The organism is Actinomycetes bacterium (assembly GCA_024222295.1).
GTDB lineage: Bacteria > Actinomycetota > Acidimicrobiia > Acidimicrobiales > Microtrichaceae > JAAEPF01.
Window position 1 is genome coordinate 1 of record JAAEPF010000070.1, and the last position, 17,016, is coordinate 17,016.

Genomic DNA, 17,016 nt, shown 5'->3' on the forward strand with positions numbered 1-17,016 from the left:
GATCTGGAAGAAGTGGGGCGACGACTACGAGGGCCACACCATCGAGCCCTACCTGGGCCACCACGAGGTCGAGGCCGGCAAGGTCCTGCGCGTGCCGGAGCCGCTGCTCGAGGAGCTCAAGCCGTGAGCAAGATCTGCCCCATCTTCGCTGCCGCGCGCCTGCTTCGACCTGCCACCCCGCCGGGGGTCTGCCTCGGCTCCCACTGCGCCTGGTGGGACGCCTACCCCACGCCCCCGATCGTTCCAGCGCCCCCTCCAACCGGACGCTGCGGCATCACCAAGGGCAACAACTTCCCCGACCCCGCCGCGAGCGGCGACCCCGCACCCGAGGACCCGAGACGATGACCCGCCCCAGCCGCCGAGGCTTCTTCGGCTTCATCGCCGCCCTGTTCGCCACGCCAGCCGTGCGCCAACTCGAAGACCGCCTGCCGCCGGCTCCGGAGCCCACCTCCGCCATCCTCGACCCCAACGCCGAGGTCCTCTACACCAACACGGTGGGAGGGCTCAGCACCGGGACCGAACCCCTCAACATGACCCGGAGCGCGCGCGCCGCGGAGAAGATCTGGGCTGGCGACTTCGTCTCCATGAGCCCCGAGGGGGCCCGTCGGGGCCGGGATGGCACGCCGATGGGTGTCGCCAGAGAGACCGTCGAGAAGGACGAGAAGGTCGTGTGCTTCCCTTGGTGGAACTGATGGGCGCCAACCTGAAGCACGACGCCTACGGTGGCCACATCTGCTCTGGCTGCCGGGAGCCCATCCCCGAGCCCCTCGTGGACGCCCTGTGCCCAGGCAAGGTGCGAGCAGCGCTCGAGGCTGACCGCTACCAGCTCTTCGTCTTCGACACCTACTACCCAAGCGGTGGCGCTGATGACCACGTCGGCAACTTCGCGACCATCCAGGCGGCGAAGGACGCGGCGCACCTCATCTCCGAGAACCACGGGGTCGAGAACGCCCACATCTACGACCGCATCAAGGACCGCGTCGTGGCCTGCGCGGAGGGCAAGCGCAAGGGCTTCGGCGACCGCTACCGGATCGACCAGGACTCCTGGGAAGTGCCCTGTGACGACTGAGCAGCTCCCCTTCACCGAGCCCACCGACGACGAGACCTACTGGGAACCCCCAGCTGAGATCCTCTTCGTCCGCCGTGAGTGGCACCTCAGGCTCCACGAGCTGGTGCCAGGCGCGCGGCTCTACCGCCGGCCCTACCAGGCGTCCGCGACGGAGTCCTGCGGCATCTACAAGGCCGAGCTCCTCGTCGCCGTCTTCCGGCCTCCCGCCCAGCCGCTGGAGGGCTGCTGGCGCGGCGTGGCGGTGCCGGTCCTCTACTCGCTCCTCGGGCTCTTCAGGCCGGTGGCGACACCACTACTTACGGGGACGGAAACTGCCAACTTCACGGTGACGGACTTCTTCGGCACCGCCCCAGACGAGGCCGCCCAGCGCGCCGAGGCCTTCCGGGTCCTGCTCGCGTGGGTCGAGGCGCGCGCTCCCAACACACCGACCGAGGACCCGTGATGCGCGAGTACCACAAGATCCAGAGCGTCTTCAAGCGCGACCAGAAGGGCCGCTTCCTGCTCGGCGAGTTCGCCCGCCCGGAGCTGGAGTACCTGCTCGACTGCGAGTGGGAGTGGACCGAGAAGGTCGATGGCACCAACATCCGCATCGGGTTGGCCTTCGACCCTCCCGACGACTCAGGCAACCTGCCCGCCCTGAGCTACGCCGTCGGCGGTCGTACCGACCGAGCCCAGATCCCCGCCACCCTGCTCGACGCCATCGAGGCGCTCGGTCTGCGGGAGAAGTTGCCCGCGCTCTTCGACGGCCCGGTCACGCTCTACGGCGAGGGCTACGGCGCCAAGATCCAGAAGGGCGGCGGCAACTACCGCCCGGACCAGGGCTTCATCCTCTTCGACGTGAAGGTCGGCGAGTGGTGGCTGGACCGCGAGAACGTCGAGGACGTCGCCGACAAGCTGGGCCTGGAGGTCGTGCCGCTGTGGGTGACATCCAAGTTCAAGACCTGGGGCAACCGGGTGGTGGGCACCCTGCGCGCCGCCATCGCTGACGTAGCGGGTGGCCACCTCCAATCCGTCTGGACTGACGTTGCCCCCGAGGGGCTCGTCGGCAAGCCTGTCGTGCCCCTGTTCAACCGCAAGGGCGAGCGCACCGTGGTCAAGGTCGAGGTCAAGGACTTCGAGCGCCTGCGCCGCGATGGCATCGACCTGGGCGAGTGGGCTCAGACCGCCTCGAGCACCTCGTCCGGCGGCTCTTCCTGAGGAGGCGGGGCCTCGTTCTCCTCGAGGTCCGGGTTCGGAGGGCCACCGCCCTCCATGCCCTTCGCCGCCTCGATGAGCTTCTTGTCCTTCGCCATCTTCTTGATCAGCCCCACGCACTCGGCGAGGCCTCCCGGCGTCTCGAGCTTCTGCAGGTCGTAGGGGTACTTGTCCCCGAACCCGCTGTCCGCGGCGAGCTTGAAGATCGCGAACATCGGCAGGAACACCTCGGGCGGCAGCGGCTGCGCCCAGGTCTTCACGTCGCTCGGCGGAGCCCACTCCAGCGGAGGGAGGCCCACCTCGAGCGCGTCGATGAAGTCGTTCACCGCGTCCACCAGCGCCTTGATCCGGTTGAGCGGGTACGGCTCCTTCGGGTGGGGCGCGGCCTTCGCCACCGCCTCCATCTCAGCCTGGCCGGCGTCCGCTTCCGCGGCAGCCACGTCCTGCGGGGCAGGTGCACCCGGCGGAGGAGCCCCCGGTCCGGGGGGGAGGTTGCCGGCATTCATCGGGGGAGGCGGGCCGCCGCCACCCATGGGGACAGCTTCGGCGGGTACGGGCATCGGGCGAGCCATGGTCAGATTCCTTGTCCATCGAGGGGGTCCGCGAGGAGCTCATCATACGCGCCCTTGTCCCGCATCTCGCGGTACTTGCGGAACTTGGGGTGGTTCTCCAGCTCGTCCTCGTAGTTGGAGATGATGGCCTCGTCGTCGAGGTGGCGCTGCCGCTCGGCTCGAGCGAAGGCCCGCGTGTCGATGTCACCGTCGACCGGGATGAGGCCCTTCGCCTTGCAGACCGCGGCGCGGTGCTTCTTGTCCGTGATCCACTGACCCAGACCGTTGTCGTAGTAGCCGCCGTCCTCGACCTCGCGCCGGAGGAGCTCGTCGCGCGGCACCTTGGGGAACTGCACCAGCGCCTCGCCACCACACTGCGTGCAGGGGCGCGGGTCCGTGGTCTCGCCGGCATCGAAGTCGATGTCGATGATCTCCTCGTGCTCACACGCCTGGCAGCGGAAGGGCTTCAGCGCCATCGAGGGCGGCTTCCCACGCCAGAGCACCTTCCCCTCCTGCTTGGTCTCCGGCTCGGGCGCGGTCCAGGTGGTCGGGCGGTAGTAGGCGTCGCCCTTGCACGTCGGGCAGGGCACCGCCTTGGGACGCAGCGCGGGTCGCTGGAAGAAGCGGTCGACGTCGTGGCCGCCGATGCACGTGAAGGTGTAACTGGGCACGGGGGACCTCCTACATCATCCCGTTGGGGGCCGGCGGCATGCCGCCACCAGCCATCTCAGACTCCGCGGCACCCTGCAGCATCTCGGCGATGGCGCCTACGATGGCCTGGAGCCCCTCCATCTGGGCTTCCGGCGGCATCGCACCCACCTGCTGCAGCATCTGGGCGATCTGCGGGTCGCTCCCGAACGCCTGCATGAGCAGGTTGATCGCGTCCGCCGGCGGAAGCTCGAGCGCCATCTGCAGCACCTGGGCGTGCTGGCCAACGCCGCTCTCCCCCTCGACAGGGGGAGCCTCGGCCGCCTCGAGCGCCTCCGGAGCTGGCTCCTGGGGCTCCTCCTCCTGCATCTCCTCCCACCGCTGGAAGAGGAAGTCGGGGTGCAGCCTGCGCGGCATGTCGTGCAGCTCCGCCACGGTGCGGAGCCACTCCCGCCCGAACACCCGGAGGGGACCAGCCGCCTCGTCGGTGGCCAACTTCCACATCTCGAGCATCTGGGGCTGCAGCGCCACGATGGCGCCCTTGACCTCGGCCTCCTTGGTCGGCGTCCGGCCGCCCTCGGTGATCTCGATGCGGAAGGCTGCGTCCAGGTCGAGGGGGAAGACCTCGACGAGCCGGCGGTCCTCGGTGATGAGGATCAGCGCCTGCTCGGGGAGCACGACCTCCTCGTCCACCATCGGGAGCGGGTCGCCCTCCTTCTCGACCTCGACCCCGGTGCTCGAGGCCTCGAGAAGCAGGACCTCCTCCTCTTCGACCTGTCCCTCGGGCGACATGTCCGCTTCGCCCTCGTCGAGGGGGCGGAGGTCCTGCTCGTCCTCGTCGACGAGCTCGTCTTCCTCGAGCTCCTCTTCGGCGAAGGGGTCCTCCCCGTCGTCCTCGAGAACCATGGCGACCTCAGCCTCGAGGTCCACCTCGGGCTGGTCACCGCTGTCGTCGCTCGCGCCCACCGGGGCGAGGTCTGCCTCGACGTCGTCGAACTGACCGGCCTCCGCCTCGCCTGGGTCCTGCATCGCTGCGATGACCGCCCGCAGGACGAGGTGGTAGGTCTCCTCGAGCCAGGCGTCACGCGCCGCGGCGTACCGACCGAACTCCGTCTCGGAGTAGCGCTCGACGTTCTGCACCTCGTAGGCGGTCGCCTTGCTCACCTCCATCCGACCGCCAGGCGAGAGCACCATCTGGCCCTGCAGCTCCTGCTCCACCTTCTGGGCGTGGTCGATGATGCTCCGGCTCACCTCGCCGTTCCTGATGGGGACGATGGCCTTGTCCATCAACGCCGGCGGGAAGTCGTCGTGCACCACGTGCACCACGCCCTCCTTCCCCTCCTCGAGGTCGGTGAGCGTGTTCTTCTTGAACGCCTTCGGGTGGGCGGCGTACTGGCGGGCGTCCCGCCGCGCGTCGCTCGCGTTCTTCGACCGGAAGACGTTGAGCTCGGTCTGCTGGGGCGCGATCTGGCGAACGTAGGGCAGCCCGCGCAGCGGGTAGGACGCCTTGTGGTCGAACACCAGCGCGTTGATGTGCGGGCGCGGGCTCCCGTCGGCCTTCGCGTAGGGCAGCGGACCCAGCCAGACCGGCTTCCGGTAGACGTCCCCGTTCTGGCCGAAGACGTAGATCTCGAGCCGACCCTTGAAGGTCTGCCCGCTCTCGCTGTCCACGTAGTCGTCGACGAGGTTGATCAGCTCGAGCACCCGGACGAACTTGGTGGCGTCCGACGGAGCCTCCTCGTCCATGCGCTCGTTCTGCTTGTGCGAGGTCTTCGCCCCCGCCGGGTCGTTGCTGCTCAGGAAGTCGCGCTGCTCCTGACCCTTGAGCCCCTTGAGGTCGTACTCCTCCTCGACCTCGTGCACCGGCTTGTCGTAGATGTGCCCGATGAAGCGCTGGTCCTTCCGGTGGTGGACCTTGTCGTCGACCACCAACTCCCACCGCGGGAAGATGCGGAGCTCCACGCGGTCGAGCGCGCTCGCTGTCCCCGGACGGTGGAAGACCTTCGACCCGCACATCCCCCACATGAGGGTCTGCCTCGAGCCATCGCTGATGTCGGCCTTCGACCCGGACGTGTTGATCCACCGCTCGATGACGAGCTGGGCCTTCGACGGGTCGCCGTGGCCAGCTGGGTCAGCGAAGAAGGTCGCCTGCAGGGCGCGCGGGAAGAGCGACGCCAGGTAGGCTGACACCGCCGGCTTCACGCGGTTCACTTCGATGCGGTCGGTGAAGGTCGACGAGAGGGACAACCCACCTTCGGTCGCCCGAGCCGTCTCCGCGCCCTGGATGTGCTCCCAGAACTCGGTGTTGTACATCGCGTCGAAGAGCGCCCAGTTCGCGTGGTGCTCGCGGATGCGGGCATCGTGCGCCACCACCTGCTCGAGCACGTCCTTCGGCGGGAGCTTGTCGTTCTCGAAGTCGTAGGTCGATGGGTCCATCGCGCCCATCGTAACAGCGTCGCGAAGCGCATGATAGGCTGCGCCCATGGCACTGACCCGCTCGAACCCCGATGGCTTCACCACTCGCATCGCGGATCAGACCGCCGCGAGCACCACAGCAGACTCCGACCTCTACGGCGGGGCCGCGAAGCTCTACTCGCTCGACATCAACAACGCTGCCTCCCAGGCCAACTACGCCAAGGTCTACGACGTGACCGAGGCCTCCGCCTCCGACGACCCGGTCCTCATCCTGAAGGTCCCCAACGGGGAGAGGCACGTCGTGACCTGCACCCAGGGCTTCCAGTTCTCCACCGGGGTCACCTGGCGAGCGGTGCAGGAGGCCGGCACCGCCGGCACCACCAGCCCCTCGGGCGGCAACTTCGGCATCACCGGAGTGATGAAGTAGATGGCTTCGACCTCGCGCACCCTGCCCACCCTCATCGGTGACACCGACGTCGCCGACACCGCGCTCGCCGACACCGTCGTCTACGAGACCGGCACCACGTTCTACCTCGTGAAGATCGTCAACGAGGACTCCGCCCAGGTCTACGTCAGGGTCTGGGACGCCACCGCCGCCGTCACCAACGGCACCACCGCCCCCGAGTGGCTCTTCCCCTGCCCGGCCAACTCCACCATCGAGTGGGGCAACAAGGTGGGATGGACCCTGGCCAACGGTCTCGCCATGGCCTGCGTCACCGACAAGGGGACCTCCGGCACCACCGCCCCCACCGGTGCCGTCAGCGTCCTCGTACACCTGACCGCGTAGTCGGGTCGAGCGCAGTGAACGGGCTCGGCCGAGCCCGCCGCTTCCGACGGAACGCCTGCGACCGCTCCTTCCTGGTCGGCAGCATCTGACGCGCCTGCTCCGCCAGCATCAGCGCCATCGGGTGGTCGTCGTGGTAGCCGTCCTGCCCCTCGAGCTTCCCGTCCTCCTCGCGGATGTGCATCATCTGCTCGATGGTCTGCGGGTCCACGAGGGTGAGACCGTCGCCGTTCACCACCTGCCGGAGGTGGGCGTAGCCGTCGTTCTTGTTCCCCTTCCCGGTCGTCCAGTCGCCGGCCGCCCGACCTGTCGCCGGGTCCCAGGTCGAGGCCAGCCGCACGCCCTCCTTCCGGAAGATCTTCAGCACGGTCTTCCCCGCACCACCGGGGTTCCCCTCCGTCAGCGTCAGCGCCTTGTAGCGACGGATCACGGCGGCAGCGACGTAGGCGAAGCGGTCCTCCCCGCCGAAGTTGGTGCTCACCACCGCCACCTGCTCGCCCCACTCGTCCAGGATCTGGCAGACGGCGTCGTCGCCCCCGTTGCACCACGCCGGGTCGACCCCCGCGGCGTAGGCCATGCCCGGCTGTGGCTTCTTGTAGATGCGGACCTCGCCCGTCATCCCAGGGCTCACCTCGGCGAGCACCTCGTTGAGGTAGCTCACGTCGAACCAGGCGCCCTCGTAGACGCTGAACCCGTCCTCCACGGTGAGCGGGAACTCCCGCCGGAAGTTGCTCTCCCCGATGCCCTTCACCCCGTAGATCTTCTCGTGCCTCCACGCGAGCTGGCGAAGGGCTCGAGCACGGATGACCTTCTCGCTGTCCTCGCCAGGGAAGAGCGGCACATGCAGGTGCGTCTCCGCCAGCTTGAGCTCGTCGTCGTCGGGCTCCCACCCCTCCGGCAAGGCGGACTGGTACTTCCGGTGGTCCGCCCAGCGGAAGAAGCGGAACCGCACGCTCGGGTCGCCCGACTGCCACGCCTTCCGGATGGCCATGATCTTCGTCGCGTACAGGTTGCCTGGCCCGTTCGGCGTCGAGATGTACCAAGTCCGGCGGTAGGGGCCGTCGTGCTGGGTCGACTGCAGCGAGGCGTGCACCGCCTCCGGATGCCGCCAGTAGGCGAACTCGTCGAGCATCAGGATCTGGAAGGTGAACGACCGCCCGTGACCCTTGCCGCCCGCGGTCAGGACCCGAATGCCAGCGCCGGTGTCGGCGAAGATGAGCTCGCGACGGTTCGACCGCTCGAGCCTCCGCTGCAGCTGGGGCGGCAGGCCATCGTTGAAGAGCTTGATGCGGCGGAAGATGCTGTCGGTGGCGTCGTCGTCGTTGGCGGCGATGAGCGCCTTCAGCGGGTCCGATGCCGTGTACACCAGCCAGAAGAGCGCCGCCGTGGCCACCGTGGTGTCCCCGATCTGGCGCGGCTTCAGGTGCCCGACCGTCTCCACACCCGGCGAGGTGAAGTCGTCGAGCGCCAGGATCTGCTCGTCGAAGGGCGTGTTGAACGCCCGGAGCCTCCCCTGCTCGTCGGCGATGGGGAGCCTGCAGATGAACTGCCCCGGCACGGCGAGGATGTTGCCGAGCGAGGCAGCGACCACTACAGCCGCTCCTCTCCGATGACCTGGACCTGGAAGTGGTCGAGGCTCGTCAGGTCGTCCTGCACCGTCACCGTGATGCGGTCCGCAGTCGTCTGGGCCCGCTGGTTCCAGGTGAGCACCAACGGCCGGGTCGGCACCCAGCGGAAGACGGCGAGGTCCACGTTGGACGGGTAGCCGTCGACCATGTTGACCACGTCCTCCTCGCAGTAGCGCCAGAGGTCCGACATCCGGGTGACCACCTCGGAGAAGAGGTTGATGTTGTTGTCGCCGATGTCCGCCTGGAAGAGGAGACCGGTGGTCAGGGCAGCGCCCACCGCACCGAAGTTCTGTACCTCCGTGGTCGACAGGTCCATGCCCGTCGACCGGAAGACGAACCGCACCTCGTCGATGGTCACCACCTGCCCGCGGTTCGAGGCCTGTTGGTGGAAGACCACGTCGGTGCTCGAGCCGTCGACGTTCATGTCGACCGACCCGCCCGACACGTTCGCGAGCAGTTTCCGGTAGGTACGAACCTGCGCCACGGTCAGCCCTCGTCGGCGATGAGCACCCCGAGCTCACGCGAGACCGCCGACGCCATGCGGAAGCGGATGGTGTCCTCGCCCGTGGCGACCTTGACGAGGTAGCCCTTCCGGATGAGCGCATCGAGGGTCCGGCCATCGACCTTCACGCCGGCGAGCTTCACGCTCCGAGCCGACAGGTCCTTCGACTGCAGGTAGAAGTCGTAGGCCTGCTTCCGGGCGAGCGCCACGATGGCGCTGCCCTGCGCCTTGCTCAACTCCTCGAGCCCGCCGAAGCCGTTGCTGTAGTCGATGGCCATCCTGCTACTCCTCGGCCCCCGCGGGGCCCTTCAGTTCCTGCACCTTCCGGTGAAGCCTCGCGCCAGCCTGCTGGACGGCGGCGATGACAGCCGCAGGGTCCTCCGCTGCCTGCATCACCACGGTCTCACCGCACGCCGTCGCCTCCACCAGGAGGTAGTCGGGACCGGCGACACCGTAGACGGCGACCGCCTTGTGCACCTTGACCATCAGGCCAGGGTCGATGCTGCGCTGCAACGCCTGCTCCTGCAGGCTGATGCTCTTCAGCGTCTTGCGGCGGAAGACAGGCATCAGCCCTCGTCCTCCGGGGTCGACGGCGCCTTCGTGGTCAGGCTCTTCCGCTTGCTGGGCGGGAGCGCGGCGATGATGTCGTTCATCTTGGCAGCGAGGTCGGCGACCTGGGAGCGCAGCTCCGCGTTCTCCTCGGCGAGCTGGCTGGCCCCGGCGACCGCGTGGTCTGCCGTGGCGGCACGGGTGAGCAGGTCGATGACCTCCTTGGGGAGGGCGGCGCGGTTGGGCTGCGTGCCCACCGGGCGACCGTTCTCGTAGAGCAGGTCCTCGTTGCCCAAGGTGTCGATGATCTCGAAGTGCACCACGAGGAACCGCTCGCGCAGCCGCTTCCGGCGCTTGGGGTGCGAGCGGGCGGTCATCTTCCGGCCGCCGCCGACCCGGACCTCCCACTCGCCTTCGATGCCCGTGGTCTTGTACCGCTCCCGGTCGTTGTAGACCGCGGCGTAGCGGTGGAGCACCCAGTTGCCGTTGGTCTGGACCTTGGAGTGGGCGTCGATGCCGTGCTTCAGGGCGTTGTGCAGCATGAAGTGCACGCCCATCGGGAGCACCTTGCCGAGCAGGTTGGAGAGAGCGGCATCCCAGGAGAAGCGGTAGATGCGGTGCCCGGTCCAGTTGTCGGCCTCGCTGGGGTCGGGCAGTCGACCTGTCATGAACTCGTTGGCGAGCTCGATCAGGTAGTGCTGATCGATGACGAAGTCCTGCTCCTCGGGGTCGATGTCCTGGACAGGGCGCTGTGCCCGGAGCCTCGCCTGAGCCTCCCCCAGGATCTCGTTGGCCAGGTCGCTCGAGCCACCCAGGATGTCGACGTTCTCCATGCTGTTCCTCGCTGTTGGCCCGGAGGGTAGCACCCCGTCGCTACGCTGTCACGACGCTACTCCTTCGCCGTCCATGGGTTCACCCTCTGGGTGAGCCAGTCCTGCAGGGCCCCCGTGGCGCTGTCGAGTTTGCCCATCATCGCCTCGTCGCTCTTCATCTTGGCGTAGGTGCTGAAGGCGTAGCTCTCCCCCATCGCCATGCCTCGGCCGAGCCCGGACCAGAAGAGGTGGTCGAGGCCGGCGACGGCGACCCGGTCGAGCTCCTGCGTCCATGGCGCCTGGGTCTGCCACCAGCCCCAGAAGTCGTCGTCCTCGAGCCAGGCGTTCCACTCCGACATCGTCAGCGGGTCCTCCATCTGCGGGAGGGGATCCTTGTCCTCGAGGTCGGGCTCGTTCCCTGCGCGCAGCACCCAGTCGGCGGGCATCACCCAGCCGCGGCGGTAGCACCATTGCGCCACCAGGGCGAAGTCCATCTGCCTGTCGGAAGGGTCGAACATCAGAGGCCATGGTAGCGCAGCGCAGGACGGCTGGCCCACGGGCGAGTACCATCGCCGGATGGACGACCTCCTCGAGCAGCACCTCGACAGCATCAACCAGGCCCTCGAACAAGGCGACCGCAGCCAGCTGGCGAAGCTCGCCGGCCTGCCCGGCGCCAGCTACGCGCGGAACGTCTCGCTCGAGCGGCTGGCGGCACGTGCACGACGCCGGCCGCCCCGCCGGCCTGCGCCGGCCTACGTCCCGGTCAACGCCCCTCCCCAGCCCAGCCCGAAGTCGGCGACGCACGCGAACCGCGGCATGGAGCTCGAGGAGATGCTTCGGCTGCTCCACCGCCGCTACCGGGAGCAGGGCGCCTGCTACGTGCAGAAGACCAACCCGCGCGTGGTCCGCGGGAAGGACGGCAGGGTCATCTTCGCCGACGAGGCCGAGCCCGACTACCACGGGCTGCTGCGCTCCACGTCCCAGCAGGTGGCGGTGCTCTTCGAGGCCAAGCAGACCTCGGAGGCTCGCTGGCACATCCTCTCCCAGCTCCACGAGCACCAGGCGCGCGCCTTCGACCTGTGGGAGGACATGGGCGGCTACGCCTTCGTCCTGCTCATGCTCGGCGACCGCATCCACCTCGTGACCTGGGGGGACTGGGGCATGGGCAACGGGATGGCGAGGCTCTACCACGAGCTCGCCGCCATCAAGGCGGCCGGCGGGCGGCCGACTCGAGGGACGGCATCGCTCTCGGCGGAGTGGCTCGAGGAGAACGCGGTCGTCGTCGGGCACCGAGCCGTCAGCGTGGACTGGCTCCAGGCGCTGGAGTTCTGACCCCCACCGGGCTGCTGAAGTGCAGGTCGAGTCCCGGCGGAGGTCAGGGGGTGGCGAACAAGGGGCGCCGAGGGAAGGTTCAGGGGAGAGTCCCCTGCGCGAATCAGGCGATAACCCTCAGCTTCGGCTCGCCGTGGGGAGCATAGCCTACTGCTCCCTCGGGGGCGGGCCCTTCCTCTCCCTGACCTCGGCCATCCAGGCCCGCTTGGCCTCGAGGTTCTCGCCCTCGCAGTCGATGGTCCACAGGGACCAGCAGCGGAAGCATAGGCGGAGGCTACCGAAGGGCGACGACTGGCACGCGCCGCACCCCCAGCACCTGAGCGGGTGGGAGCCGAGGGTGCTGTTCAGGTCGATGGCGACGCGCACTACTCCTCCCCCTGCCGCCCCCAGAGCTGGCGGAGCCGCTCGGGCTTGACGTAGCTGTTCCGGTACTGCTCGGGCAGCGCCTCCTCCCCCAGGTGGTCGTGGAGCTTCGGGCTCTTGGTCAGCGGGCGGACGGTGAAGCGCACCTCGAGGTCGCGCTCCTTCTTCAGCGAGGGCATGGTCCGCCGCGGGAGCATCCCCTCGTCCTCGAGGGCGGCTCGAGCTCCACGGTGCCCGGACATCGCCGCGGTCACCACGCGCCCCAGCTCGCCGGCCTGGAGTTGGCTCCTGGGCTTCGCTACCCCCAGCCGGCGCGACACGACTCCCCGTCCATAGGTCGCCTTGGTGCAGTCGAGGCAGCCGAGCTCGCCGGTCCGCTGCAGGTATACGGTCCCCGCAAAGCGTCCGCATGGGCACTGCACCTGGAAGGCGGCCACGGTTCCGCCATGGGGTAGGTGGCACTCAACGAGGTGTCGCCTGTAGCCGAGGGTGGTCCATCCCAGTCCGGGTAGGTCGAGGGACAGCAGGTTCCGCTCGAGGTCCATCCGCACTCTCATCTTCAGGCCGAGCTCCACGACGTCGATGGTGGCCGTGACCTTGGCGCGGTTGGTTCCCGCCGCGAGCCTCCCAAGCTGGGCCACCTGCAGGGGCAGCATCTCTTCCACGAGCGGTCGCACGATCACCCCTCTCCGAACCCTGTCCGTTGGAGCCATGTCTACAGGTTCTGGTGGCTCTACGGTAGTCCCTGCCTATCGATCGGGCGAGGAAGCACCCCCTCAGCCTATGGGGACAGGCCCTGATCCAGGTGGATCACTAGTGGATCAGGGTGTGGATCACCTCTCCTTTCCCTCGTAGAGCCTATCTAAGTAGGGGGTGATCCACTGATCCACTAGAAGAGGGTTCTATACGCGACCCAACAACTTGCATATAGCCACGTCTACACTGTGGATAAGTCCTCTCGAGCTGCAGCTGGAGGGGATTCGCGGGTGGTTCTGGGCTGTGGATAACCACCCAGTAGCCACGGCTATATGCAACTTCTTCCGAGCCCCTCTGGGGAGGTGGGTCGGCTGGATCAGTGGATCAGGCCCCCCGGAAACGCCCTGCTGGTGGGGCATAGAGGGGTGATCCAGTGGTGATCCAGGGGTGATCCATGTGGATCAGAGGGGAAACCCCGTCACGGCTGAGAACTGCTTCCGGAGGGATTTCGTACCCTTAGGGTAACACGCGGGGTGGATCAGGCGACGTGCTTCCAGGTCCTGCCTCGCAGGATGGCGCGGATGGCAGCGCCGGAGACTGGGTAGTCCTGGGCGATGGCGTTCGGTGTCTCCCCTTCCCTGACCCGCTGTCGGATGGTGCGGACGTCGTCGGGGTTGAGCCTGGCCATGCGTGTGGCGCCGTGCTTGGGTCCTGGGGTCTTGCCGCAGCCGGCCTCTCGAGCGGAGAAGTTGTAGTGCTTGTAGAGGAGCATGTAGAGCTGCCTCCAGGTCTTGTCGTAGCTGCTGGCGACGGTGTCCTGGTCTTCGCCAGCTCGCAGTCGCCGCATGGCTTCTCGCATCTGGGCGTAGGTCACGTCCCTAGCTTCCGGCTCGGGCCCCAGACGATGGTTGCCACGAGGGCGAGGGGCTCCCCGGCGTGGTTCCTGACGGGGACCTCGCAGGAGTGCTTGCCGTCGTGACCGGCGGGTCGGGTGCAGATGGTGGGCGCCTTGATGTAGTCGCGGAGGATGTAGCCCCCGCCGTCGTGGCCGCAGGTCCTCACGGTGCTGCCTCCAGCGCCGCAGCCAGGCGGCAGTCGTCGGCGTGGTGTGGGGGCGGCTCTTCACAGAATGGGCACCACCCACCGCCCAGCCCATCGGAGCACCACTCCGTCTCGCGCAGCAGCCCCTCAAGCGTGGCGATGCGCTCGGCCTGCTCCAGCACGAGACGAGCGAGGTTGGCGATCGTGGAGTCACGCTCGGCCACGAGGCGGCCAGGGTTCGTGTTCAGGGCGTATGGGCAGCGCCCATCGTGGTTGAGCCCACAGACGGAGCACTCCACATCACCGGCATGGGTAAGCTCGCGCACCCGCTCGATCGTCAGCTTCTCACTCATGGCTGAGTCCTTCATCGACCTCGTCGTCGATGTCTTCGGGGCAGTCGGGCTCGGGCCAGCCGACCCGGTCGTAGTGGGCGATGAGCGCCCATGCGAGGAGGAGGCTCATGTGGTCGCCATCCAGTGCAGGAGGTCGGCCGCGCGAAGCATCATCAGCCCGCGCTCCCACCGGCAGGCGACCTTGCCGCCGTCCATCGCGCGGCAGCGCAGCACGCGCCCGCTGTTGTGGATGAAGTCCCTGCGGTCAGGGCTGGCGGCCGGTGCCTCGCTCCAGCCTTCCGGGGGGTTGATGTCGTGTAGGTTCATGGCTTCTCCTTGTCGAGGGCGGCGAGCTCCCGGCGCAGCCGCTCGACCTCGGCGCGGGCTTCGTCGCGCTCCTTCGTGCGAAGTCCGGCTTCGGTGAGGTAGGTGTCGGAGATCCCCTTGTAGGCGTTCCGCTCCCGCTCGACGGCGGCGAGGCGCTCGAGGAGCCACAGTCCGTCCTGGTTGTCCCAGATGATGCAGTGGTCGCGGATCTGCTCGATGCGTTCGGCGTCGGTCACGGGGTCACCTCGACGGCAGGCATCCACAGGTCGCAGCCCTGCACCACGTCCACCACCTCGGAGACGGTGTCGAGCCATGCGCGGATCTTGTGCTGGCTCCGCAGCATCGGACGCCACCAGCCGCTAGGGCCGGCAGAATCGAAGCGGAGCCACGTCGAGCAGCTCGCCGGGGCCATGCCCTGGCGGTCGGGAGGTAAGCCCGTCCCGCACTGGTGGATGCTGATCGAGACGCCGTGAAGCGGTCCCGGTCGATCGATGGTGATGGTTCTCACGGGGTCACCTCGATGCCGGCCTTACGCGCGGCGGCTTCGCACGCCTGGCACAGCGGCAGGGTGCTCGGGGTTGGGCTGGCGATGGAGAGCCAGCAGTAGGTTGTCTTCCCGCGAGGGCGCAGGAGGTGCGCGCGGGACTGCTCGTGCTTGAGCTGGGAGGCGGGGACGTAGCGGTCAGCCATCGGTGTCGCCCTTCAGCCACGACTCCACGTCCTTCGCGGCCACCTCCGGCGGGTCCAGCAGGAGGCCGATCCACATCGCCGCCGACTCCAGCCCGTGGATGAAGCCCTCGGACTCAGCGAGGTCCTCTCCCACCTGCCCGTCGAGCCCGTGCTTGTAGCGCTTGGCTGCGTCGGTGCAGACCTTCTTCGACTCCTCCAGCCCCGCGCGCCGCCCTTCCTCGCGGGCAGCGTCGAGCGCCTGCTGGACGCGGGCGGGGCACACGGGGGCGGAGAGCAGCGACCAGTGGTTGCAGTGGATGCAGAAGCGGTCGCCGTCGATGATCGAGTCGAAGACGTGGACGAGCACGTCGAGGTCAGCCATCGGCCACCACCTCGGCCACCACCTGGAACCGCCACCATGCGCGTGGCAGCCCCGCCAAGAAGACCCACCGGGGGTGCCCGGCCATGTAGGCGGCGCTTGCCCGGAAGAAGCCAGGCCAGGGGGCCAAGGGCCTCGGCGGGAGCGGCTCGCGCAACCACACCACGGCAGCGGGGATCGTGAAGAAGAGAAAGCAGAACAGCCCGAAGAGGCAGAAGAGGTCATGGTCGTGCATCAGTCCATCCTGTCGGTGGGGAGGAGGGCGACGAGCGTCGCGATCAAGTCGTACTCGACCTCGACTACGGTCCCATCCCCTGCTCGGGTGGCGTTGATGACTGCACGCTTCGCGGCGAAGCGGAGGTCTTGCAGCTTGTCGAAGGTCTGCACCCGGCGCTTCGTCTCGCGGGCCACCTGGGCCTGGAGCCGCAGGTTCCGCTCCTCCAGCTGCTCGTAGCGACGGCGGCTCGGGCGGGTGATGTGGTCGAGGGTTCCCCAGATGAGTCGGCGCATCATCGCTGGTTGCTCCGGCAGGAGTTGCAGGTTCCGCAGGGCTTGCCGTCGACGGGCGCGTAGCACCACCAGCAGGCCTCGAGGTCAACGTCGAGCTGGTCAGCGCGCTCGAGGATCTGGGTCTTCGTCATGGTGATGAGCGGCGCCCGGATGACGATGCCGATCTGCTGGCTGACGACGAGGCCGAACTCCTGGACGAAGTACGGGCGACAGTCGAGGTAGTCCTTGTGGTCGTCGAGGTTGGCCCCGAACCAGACCTCCTTGGCTCCGATGCCTGCGGCGTAGTTGGCGGCGAGCGCGAGCATGCAGAGGTTGCGGAGGGGGACGACCCGCGGCCCGACCGCGCCTGGCTCGGCGTGCATGTCCTCGAGCCCCCAGAGGGTGATGCTCCGGGTCATCAACTTGACGCCGTGCTTGTGGCACCAGCGGATGGCCGCTTCCGCTTCCTGCCCGCCTGCTGGCTGGAGGTAGCGGAAGTGGAGGCAGACGAGCTCCAGGTCTCGCTCGAGGGCGAGGTGTGCGAGGACGGTGGAGTCGACGCCACCGGAGAAGAGGAGGACGACCTTGTGGCTCATGCGGGGATGCCTCGGAAGAGGGGTTGCTGCTGAAGCTCACGGGAGAGCCGTTCAGCTTCGACAGCGAAGCGGGACGGGCCGGACCCGTCGAAGGAGTCGGCACCAGCGTCGTGGCACCTGCGGATGAAGCGCGCGGAGTTGATCCGTCCGACGTGGAAGTAGGCACCGCAGGCTCGAGCGGTGTCGCCCCATGCGCGCATGGTGTTGTGCTTCCAGTCGGTGGAGCCGCCGAGGAAGACGCCGACCCGCGGTCCCAGGTAGGGCATGACCTGGCCAGCGGTGAGCCCGTCCTGCACAGCGATGAGCACGAGCTCGGTGCGCTCGAGGCACCAGGCCAGCCAACTCACGGACTTGGCGAGAGAGGCGACCCCGCCGGCGACGATGTCGGGTGCGACGACGAAGTCGGCGTTGGCTCCGAGGAGGTCGACCGCCTTGACGAAGGCCTTCTCGTCGAAGGGTTCTCCCTTCTGGAAGGCGGTCCAGGCTCCGTTGTCGAGGGAGTAGGGGAAGCCCTCGTTCCTGAGCACGCCTCGAGCGGAGACCATCAGCCGCCACCCGTTGTCCCTGAGGACCTTGAGGTTGCGTCGGGTGCCAGTCCTCGAGGCGTAGGGGATCATCGGTCGTCCCCTGAGAGAAGGCA

Annotated in this window: 27 protein-coding genes; 8 read left to right on the forward strand and 19 right to left on the reverse strand. The window is 68.1% G+C overall.

Annotation, left to right across the window (positions count from 1 at the left end):
- Window positions 1-123 precede the first annotated feature (123 nt).
- Genes GY812_16365 through GY812_16385 form a run of 5 tightly spaced genes read left to right on the forward strand, consistent with a single transcriptional unit; the run spans window position 124 to window position 2,266 of the window.
- Window positions 124-345, forward strand: coding sequence for a hypothetical protein (locus GY812_16365; protein ID MCP4437057.1), 222 nt, complete (start codon window positions 124-126; stop codon window positions 343-345).
- Window positions 342-692, forward strand: a complete 351-nt coding sequence (locus GY812_16370) for a hypothetical protein (protein MCP4437058.1) — start codon at window positions 342-344, stop codon at window positions 690-692. The genes GY812_16365 and GY812_16370 overlap by 4 nt, the downstream gene beginning before the upstream one ends.
- Window positions 692-1,069 (forward strand): hypothetical protein, encoded by a 378-nt coding sequence (locus tag GY812_16375; protein ID MCP4437059.1) that lies wholly within the window; start codon window positions 692-694, stop codon window positions 1,067-1,069. Before GY812_16370 ends, GY812_16375 begins: the two co-directional genes overlap by 1 nt.
- Window positions 1,059-1,511: a hypothetical protein gene (locus GY812_16380; GenBank protein MCP4437060.1), complete on the forward strand. Its 453-nt coding sequence runs from the start codon at window positions 1,059-1,061 to the stop codon at window positions 1,509-1,511. Before GY812_16375 ends, GY812_16380 begins: the two co-directional genes overlap by 11 nt.
- Window positions 1,511-2,266: a hypothetical protein gene (locus GY812_16385; GenBank protein MCP4437061.1), complete on the forward strand. Its 756-nt coding sequence runs from the start codon at window positions 1,511-1,513 to the stop codon at window positions 2,264-2,266. Before GY812_16380 ends, GY812_16385 begins: the two co-directional genes overlap by 1 nt.
- Here GY812_16385 and GY812_16390 read toward each other — a convergent pair.
- Genes GY812_16390 through GY812_16400 form a run of 3 tightly spaced genes read right to left on the reverse strand, consistent with a single transcriptional unit; the run spans window position 2,227 to window position 5,898 of the window.
- Window positions 2,227-2,835: a hypothetical protein gene (locus tag GY812_16390; GenBank protein ID MCP4437062.1), complete on the reverse strand. Its 609-nt coding sequence runs from the start codon at window positions 2,833-2,835 to the stop codon at window positions 2,227-2,229. The genes GY812_16385 and GY812_16390 overlap by 40 nt on opposite strands.
- A gap of 2 nt (window positions 2,836-2,837) precedes the next feature.
- The gene (locus GY812_16395) at window positions 2,838-3,485 is read right to left on the reverse strand and encodes a hypothetical protein (GenBank protein ID MCP4437063.1); all 648 of its coding nucleotides are present in this window, start codon (window positions 3,483-3,485) and stop codon (window positions 2,838-2,840) included.
- 10 nt (window positions 3,486-3,495) lie between these two features.
- A complete protein-coding gene (locus tag GY812_16400; protein ID MCP4437064.1) occupies window positions 3,496-5,898 on the reverse strand; it encodes a hypothetical protein in 2,403 nt (800 codons plus the stop codon).
- 46 nt (window positions 5,899-5,944) lie between these two features.
- On the opposite strand from GY812_16400, the gene GY812_16405 reads away from it, so the two are divergent.
- Window positions 5,945-6,304, forward strand: coding sequence for a hypothetical protein (locus GY812_16405; GenBank protein MCP4437065.1), 360 nt, complete (start codon window positions 5,945-5,947; stop codon window positions 6,302-6,304).
- Window positions 6,305-6,664, forward strand: a complete 360-nt coding sequence (locus GY812_16410) for a hypothetical protein (protein ID MCP4437066.1) — start codon at window positions 6,305-6,307, stop codon at window positions 6,662-6,664.
- Here the strand turns inward: GY812_16410 and GY812_16415 are convergent.
- The 6 genes from GY812_16415 to GY812_16440 are packed head-to-tail and all read right to left on the reverse strand — an operon-like array spanning window position 6,636 to window position 10,670.
- Complete coding sequence (locus GY812_16415; GenBank protein ID MCP4437067.1) at window positions 6,636-8,252, reverse strand: hypothetical protein; 1,617 nt, start codon at window positions 8,250-8,252, stop codon at window positions 6,636-6,638. The genes GY812_16410 and GY812_16415 overlap by 29 nt on opposite strands.
- Complete coding sequence (locus tag GY812_16420) at window positions 8,252-8,773, reverse strand: hypothetical protein (protein MCP4437068.1); 522 nt, start codon at window positions 8,771-8,773, stop codon at window positions 8,252-8,254. Before GY812_16420 ends, GY812_16415 begins: the two co-directional genes overlap by 1 nt.
- Before the next feature lie 2 nt (window positions 8,774-8,775).
- On the reverse strand, window positions 8,776-9,069 hold the full coding sequence (locus GY812_16425) for a hypothetical protein (GenBank protein ID MCP4437069.1): 294 nt from the start codon (window positions 9,067-9,069) through the stop codon (window positions 8,776-8,778).
- Window positions 9,070-9,073: 4 nt separating this feature from the next.
- Window positions 9,074-9,358 carry a hypothetical protein gene (locus tag GY812_16430; protein MCP4437070.1) on the reverse strand — a complete coding sequence of 95 codons (285 nt, stop codon included), beginning with the start codon at window positions 9,356-9,358 and terminating at the stop codon, window positions 9,074-9,076.
- Complete coding sequence (locus GY812_16435) at window positions 9,358-10,173, reverse strand: hypothetical protein (protein ID MCP4437071.1); 816 nt, start codon at window positions 10,171-10,173, stop codon at window positions 9,358-9,360. Before GY812_16435 ends, GY812_16430 begins: the two co-directional genes overlap by 1 nt.
- A 56-nt stretch (window positions 10,174-10,229) precedes the next feature.
- Window positions 10,230-10,670 (reverse strand): hypothetical protein, encoded by a 441-nt coding sequence (locus tag GY812_16440; GenBank protein MCP4437072.1) that lies wholly within the window; start codon window positions 10,668-10,670, stop codon window positions 10,230-10,232.
- Window positions 10,671-10,728: 58 nt separating this feature from the next.
- Here GY812_16440 and GY812_16445 point away from each other — a divergent pair, with 58 nt between their 5' ends.
- Complete coding sequence (locus GY812_16445; protein MCP4437073.1) at window positions 10,729-11,484, forward strand: hypothetical protein; 756 nt, start codon at window positions 10,729-10,731, stop codon at window positions 11,482-11,484.
- 365 nt (window positions 11,485-11,849) lie between these two features.
- Here the strand turns inward: GY812_16445 and GY812_16450 are convergent, their stop codons facing one another.
- From GY812_16450 to GY812_16495, 10 genes are all read right to left on the reverse strand, one after another.
- On the reverse strand, window positions 11,850-12,560 hold the full coding sequence (locus GY812_16450) for a hypothetical protein (GenBank protein ID MCP4437074.1): 711 nt from the start codon (window positions 12,558-12,560) through the stop codon (window positions 11,850-11,852).
- 521 nt (window positions 12,561-13,081) lie between these two features.
- Window positions 13,082-13,417: a hypothetical protein gene (locus tag GY812_16455; GenBank protein MCP4437075.1), complete on the reverse strand. Its 336-nt coding sequence runs from the start codon at window positions 13,415-13,417 to the stop codon at window positions 13,082-13,084.
- 184 nt (window positions 13,418-13,601) lie between these two features.
- Complete coding sequence (locus tag GY812_16460) at window positions 13,602-13,937, reverse strand: hypothetical protein (protein ID MCP4437076.1); 336 nt, start codon at window positions 13,935-13,937, stop codon at window positions 13,602-13,604.
- A 105-nt stretch (window positions 13,938-14,042) separates the two neighbouring features.
- Window positions 14,043-14,243 (reverse strand): hypothetical protein, encoded by a 201-nt coding sequence (locus GY812_16465; GenBank protein MCP4437077.1) that lies wholly within the window; start codon window positions 14,241-14,243, stop codon window positions 14,043-14,045.
- The gene (locus tag GY812_16470; protein ID MCP4437078.1) at window positions 14,240-14,479 is read right to left on the reverse strand and encodes a hypothetical protein; all 240 of its coding nucleotides are present in this window, start codon (window positions 14,477-14,479) and stop codon (window positions 14,240-14,242) included. Before GY812_16470 ends, GY812_16465 begins: the two co-directional genes overlap by 4 nt.
- Before the next feature lie 446 nt (window positions 14,480-14,925).
- Entirely contained in the window at window positions 14,926-15,294 is a 369-nt protein-coding gene (locus tag GY812_16475) for a hypothetical protein (GenBank protein ID MCP4437079.1), read from the reverse strand.
- Window positions 15,287-15,526, reverse strand: a complete 240-nt coding sequence (locus GY812_16480; protein ID MCP4437080.1) for a hypothetical protein — start codon at window positions 15,524-15,526, stop codon at window positions 15,287-15,289. Before GY812_16480 ends, GY812_16475 begins: the two co-directional genes overlap by 8 nt.
- Window positions 15,526-15,804 (reverse strand): hypothetical protein, encoded by a 279-nt coding sequence (locus GY812_16485; protein ID MCP4437081.1) that lies wholly within the window; start codon window positions 15,802-15,804, stop codon window positions 15,526-15,528. The genes GY812_16480 and GY812_16485 overlap by 1 nt, the downstream gene beginning before the upstream one ends.
- Window positions 15,801-16,376, reverse strand: a complete 576-nt coding sequence (locus tag GY812_16490) for a hypothetical protein (GenBank protein MCP4437082.1) — start codon at window positions 16,374-16,376, stop codon at window positions 15,801-15,803. Before GY812_16490 ends, GY812_16485 begins: the two co-directional genes overlap by 4 nt.
- Window positions 16,373-16,993 carry a hypothetical protein gene (locus GY812_16495; protein MCP4437083.1) on the reverse strand — a complete coding sequence of 207 codons (621 nt, stop codon included), beginning with the start codon at window positions 16,991-16,993 and terminating at the stop codon, window positions 16,373-16,375. Before GY812_16495 ends, GY812_16490 begins: the two co-directional genes overlap by 4 nt.
- Window positions 16,994-17,016 lie beyond the last annotated feature (23 nt).

Excerpts from the sequence above, each read along its gene's own strand:
- GY812_16485 (MCP4437081.1), bottom strand. The coding sequence starts at position 15,804 with ATGATGCGCCGACTCATCTGGGGAACCCTCGACCACATCACCCGCCCG.
- GY812_16495 (MCP4437083.1), bottom strand. The coding sequence starts at position 16,993 with ATGATCCCCTACGCCTCGAGGACTGGCACCCGACGCAACCTCAAGGTC.
- GY812_16385 (MCP4437061.1), top strand. The coding sequence starts at position 1,511 with ATGCGCGAGTACCACAAGATCCAGAGCGTCTTCAAGCGCGACCAGAAG.
- GY812_16460 (MCP4437076.1), bottom strand. The coding sequence starts at position 13,937 with ATGAGTGAGAAGCTGACGATCGAGCGGGTGCGCGAGCTTACCCATGCC.
- GY812_16410 (MCP4437066.1), top strand. The coding sequence starts at position 6,305 with ATGGCTTCGACCTCGCGCACCCTGCCCACCCTCATCGGTGACACCGAC.
- GY812_16440 (MCP4437072.1), bottom strand. The coding sequence starts at position 10,670 with ATGTTCGACCCTTCCGACAGGCAGATGGACTTCGCCCTGGTGGCGCAA.
- GY812_16445 (MCP4437073.1), top strand. The coding sequence starts at position 10,729 with ATGGACGACCTCCTCGAGCAGCACCTCGACAGCATCAACCAGGCCCTC.
- GY812_16425 (MCP4437069.1), bottom strand. The coding sequence starts at position 9,069 with ATGGCCATCGACTACAGCAACGGCTTCGGCGGGCTCGAGGAGTTGAGC.
- GY812_16405 (MCP4437065.1), top strand. The coding sequence starts at position 5,945 with ATGGCACTGACCCGCTCGAACCCCGATGGCTTCACCACTCGCATCGCG.
- GY812_16480 (MCP4437080.1), bottom strand. The coding sequence starts at position 15,526 with ATGCACGACCATGACCTCTTCTGCCTCTTCGGGCTGTTCTGCTTTCTC.
- GY812_16390 (MCP4437062.1), bottom strand. The coding sequence starts at position 2,835 with ATGGCTCGCCCGATGCCCGTACCCGCCGAAGCTGTCCCCATGGGTGGC.
- GY812_16435 (MCP4437071.1), bottom strand. The coding sequence starts at position 10,173 with ATGGAGAACGTCGACATCCTGGGTGGCTCGAGCGACCTGGCCAACGAG.
- GY812_16490 (MCP4437082.1), bottom strand. The coding sequence starts at position 16,376 with ATGAGCCACAAGGTCGTCCTCCTCTTCTCCGGTGGCGTCGACTCCACC.
- GY812_16430 (MCP4437070.1), bottom strand. The coding sequence starts at position 9,358 with ATGCCTGTCTTCCGCCGCAAGACGCTGAAGAGCATCAGCCTGCAGGAG.
- GY812_16465 (MCP4437077.1), bottom strand. The coding sequence starts at position 14,243 with ATGAACCTACACGACATCAACCCCCCGGAAGGCTGGAGCGAGGCACCG.
- GY812_16375 (MCP4437059.1), top strand. The coding sequence starts at position 692 with ATGGGCGCCAACCTGAAGCACGACGCCTACGGTGGCCACATCTGCTCT.
- GY812_16475 (MCP4437079.1), bottom strand. The coding sequence starts at position 15,294 with ATGGCTGACCTCGACGTGCTCGTCCACGTCTTCGACTCGATCATCGAC.
- GY812_16450 (MCP4437074.1), bottom strand. The coding sequence starts at position 12,560 with ATGGCTCCAACGGACAGGGTTCGGAGAGGGGTGATCGTGCGACCGCTC.
- GY812_16400 (MCP4437064.1), bottom strand. The coding sequence starts at position 5,898 with ATGGACCCATCGACCTACGACTTCGAGAACGACAAGCTCCCGCCGAAG.
- GY812_16370 (MCP4437058.1), top strand. The coding sequence starts at position 342 with ATGACCCGCCCCAGCCGCCGAGGCTTCTTCGGCTTCATCGCCGCCCTG.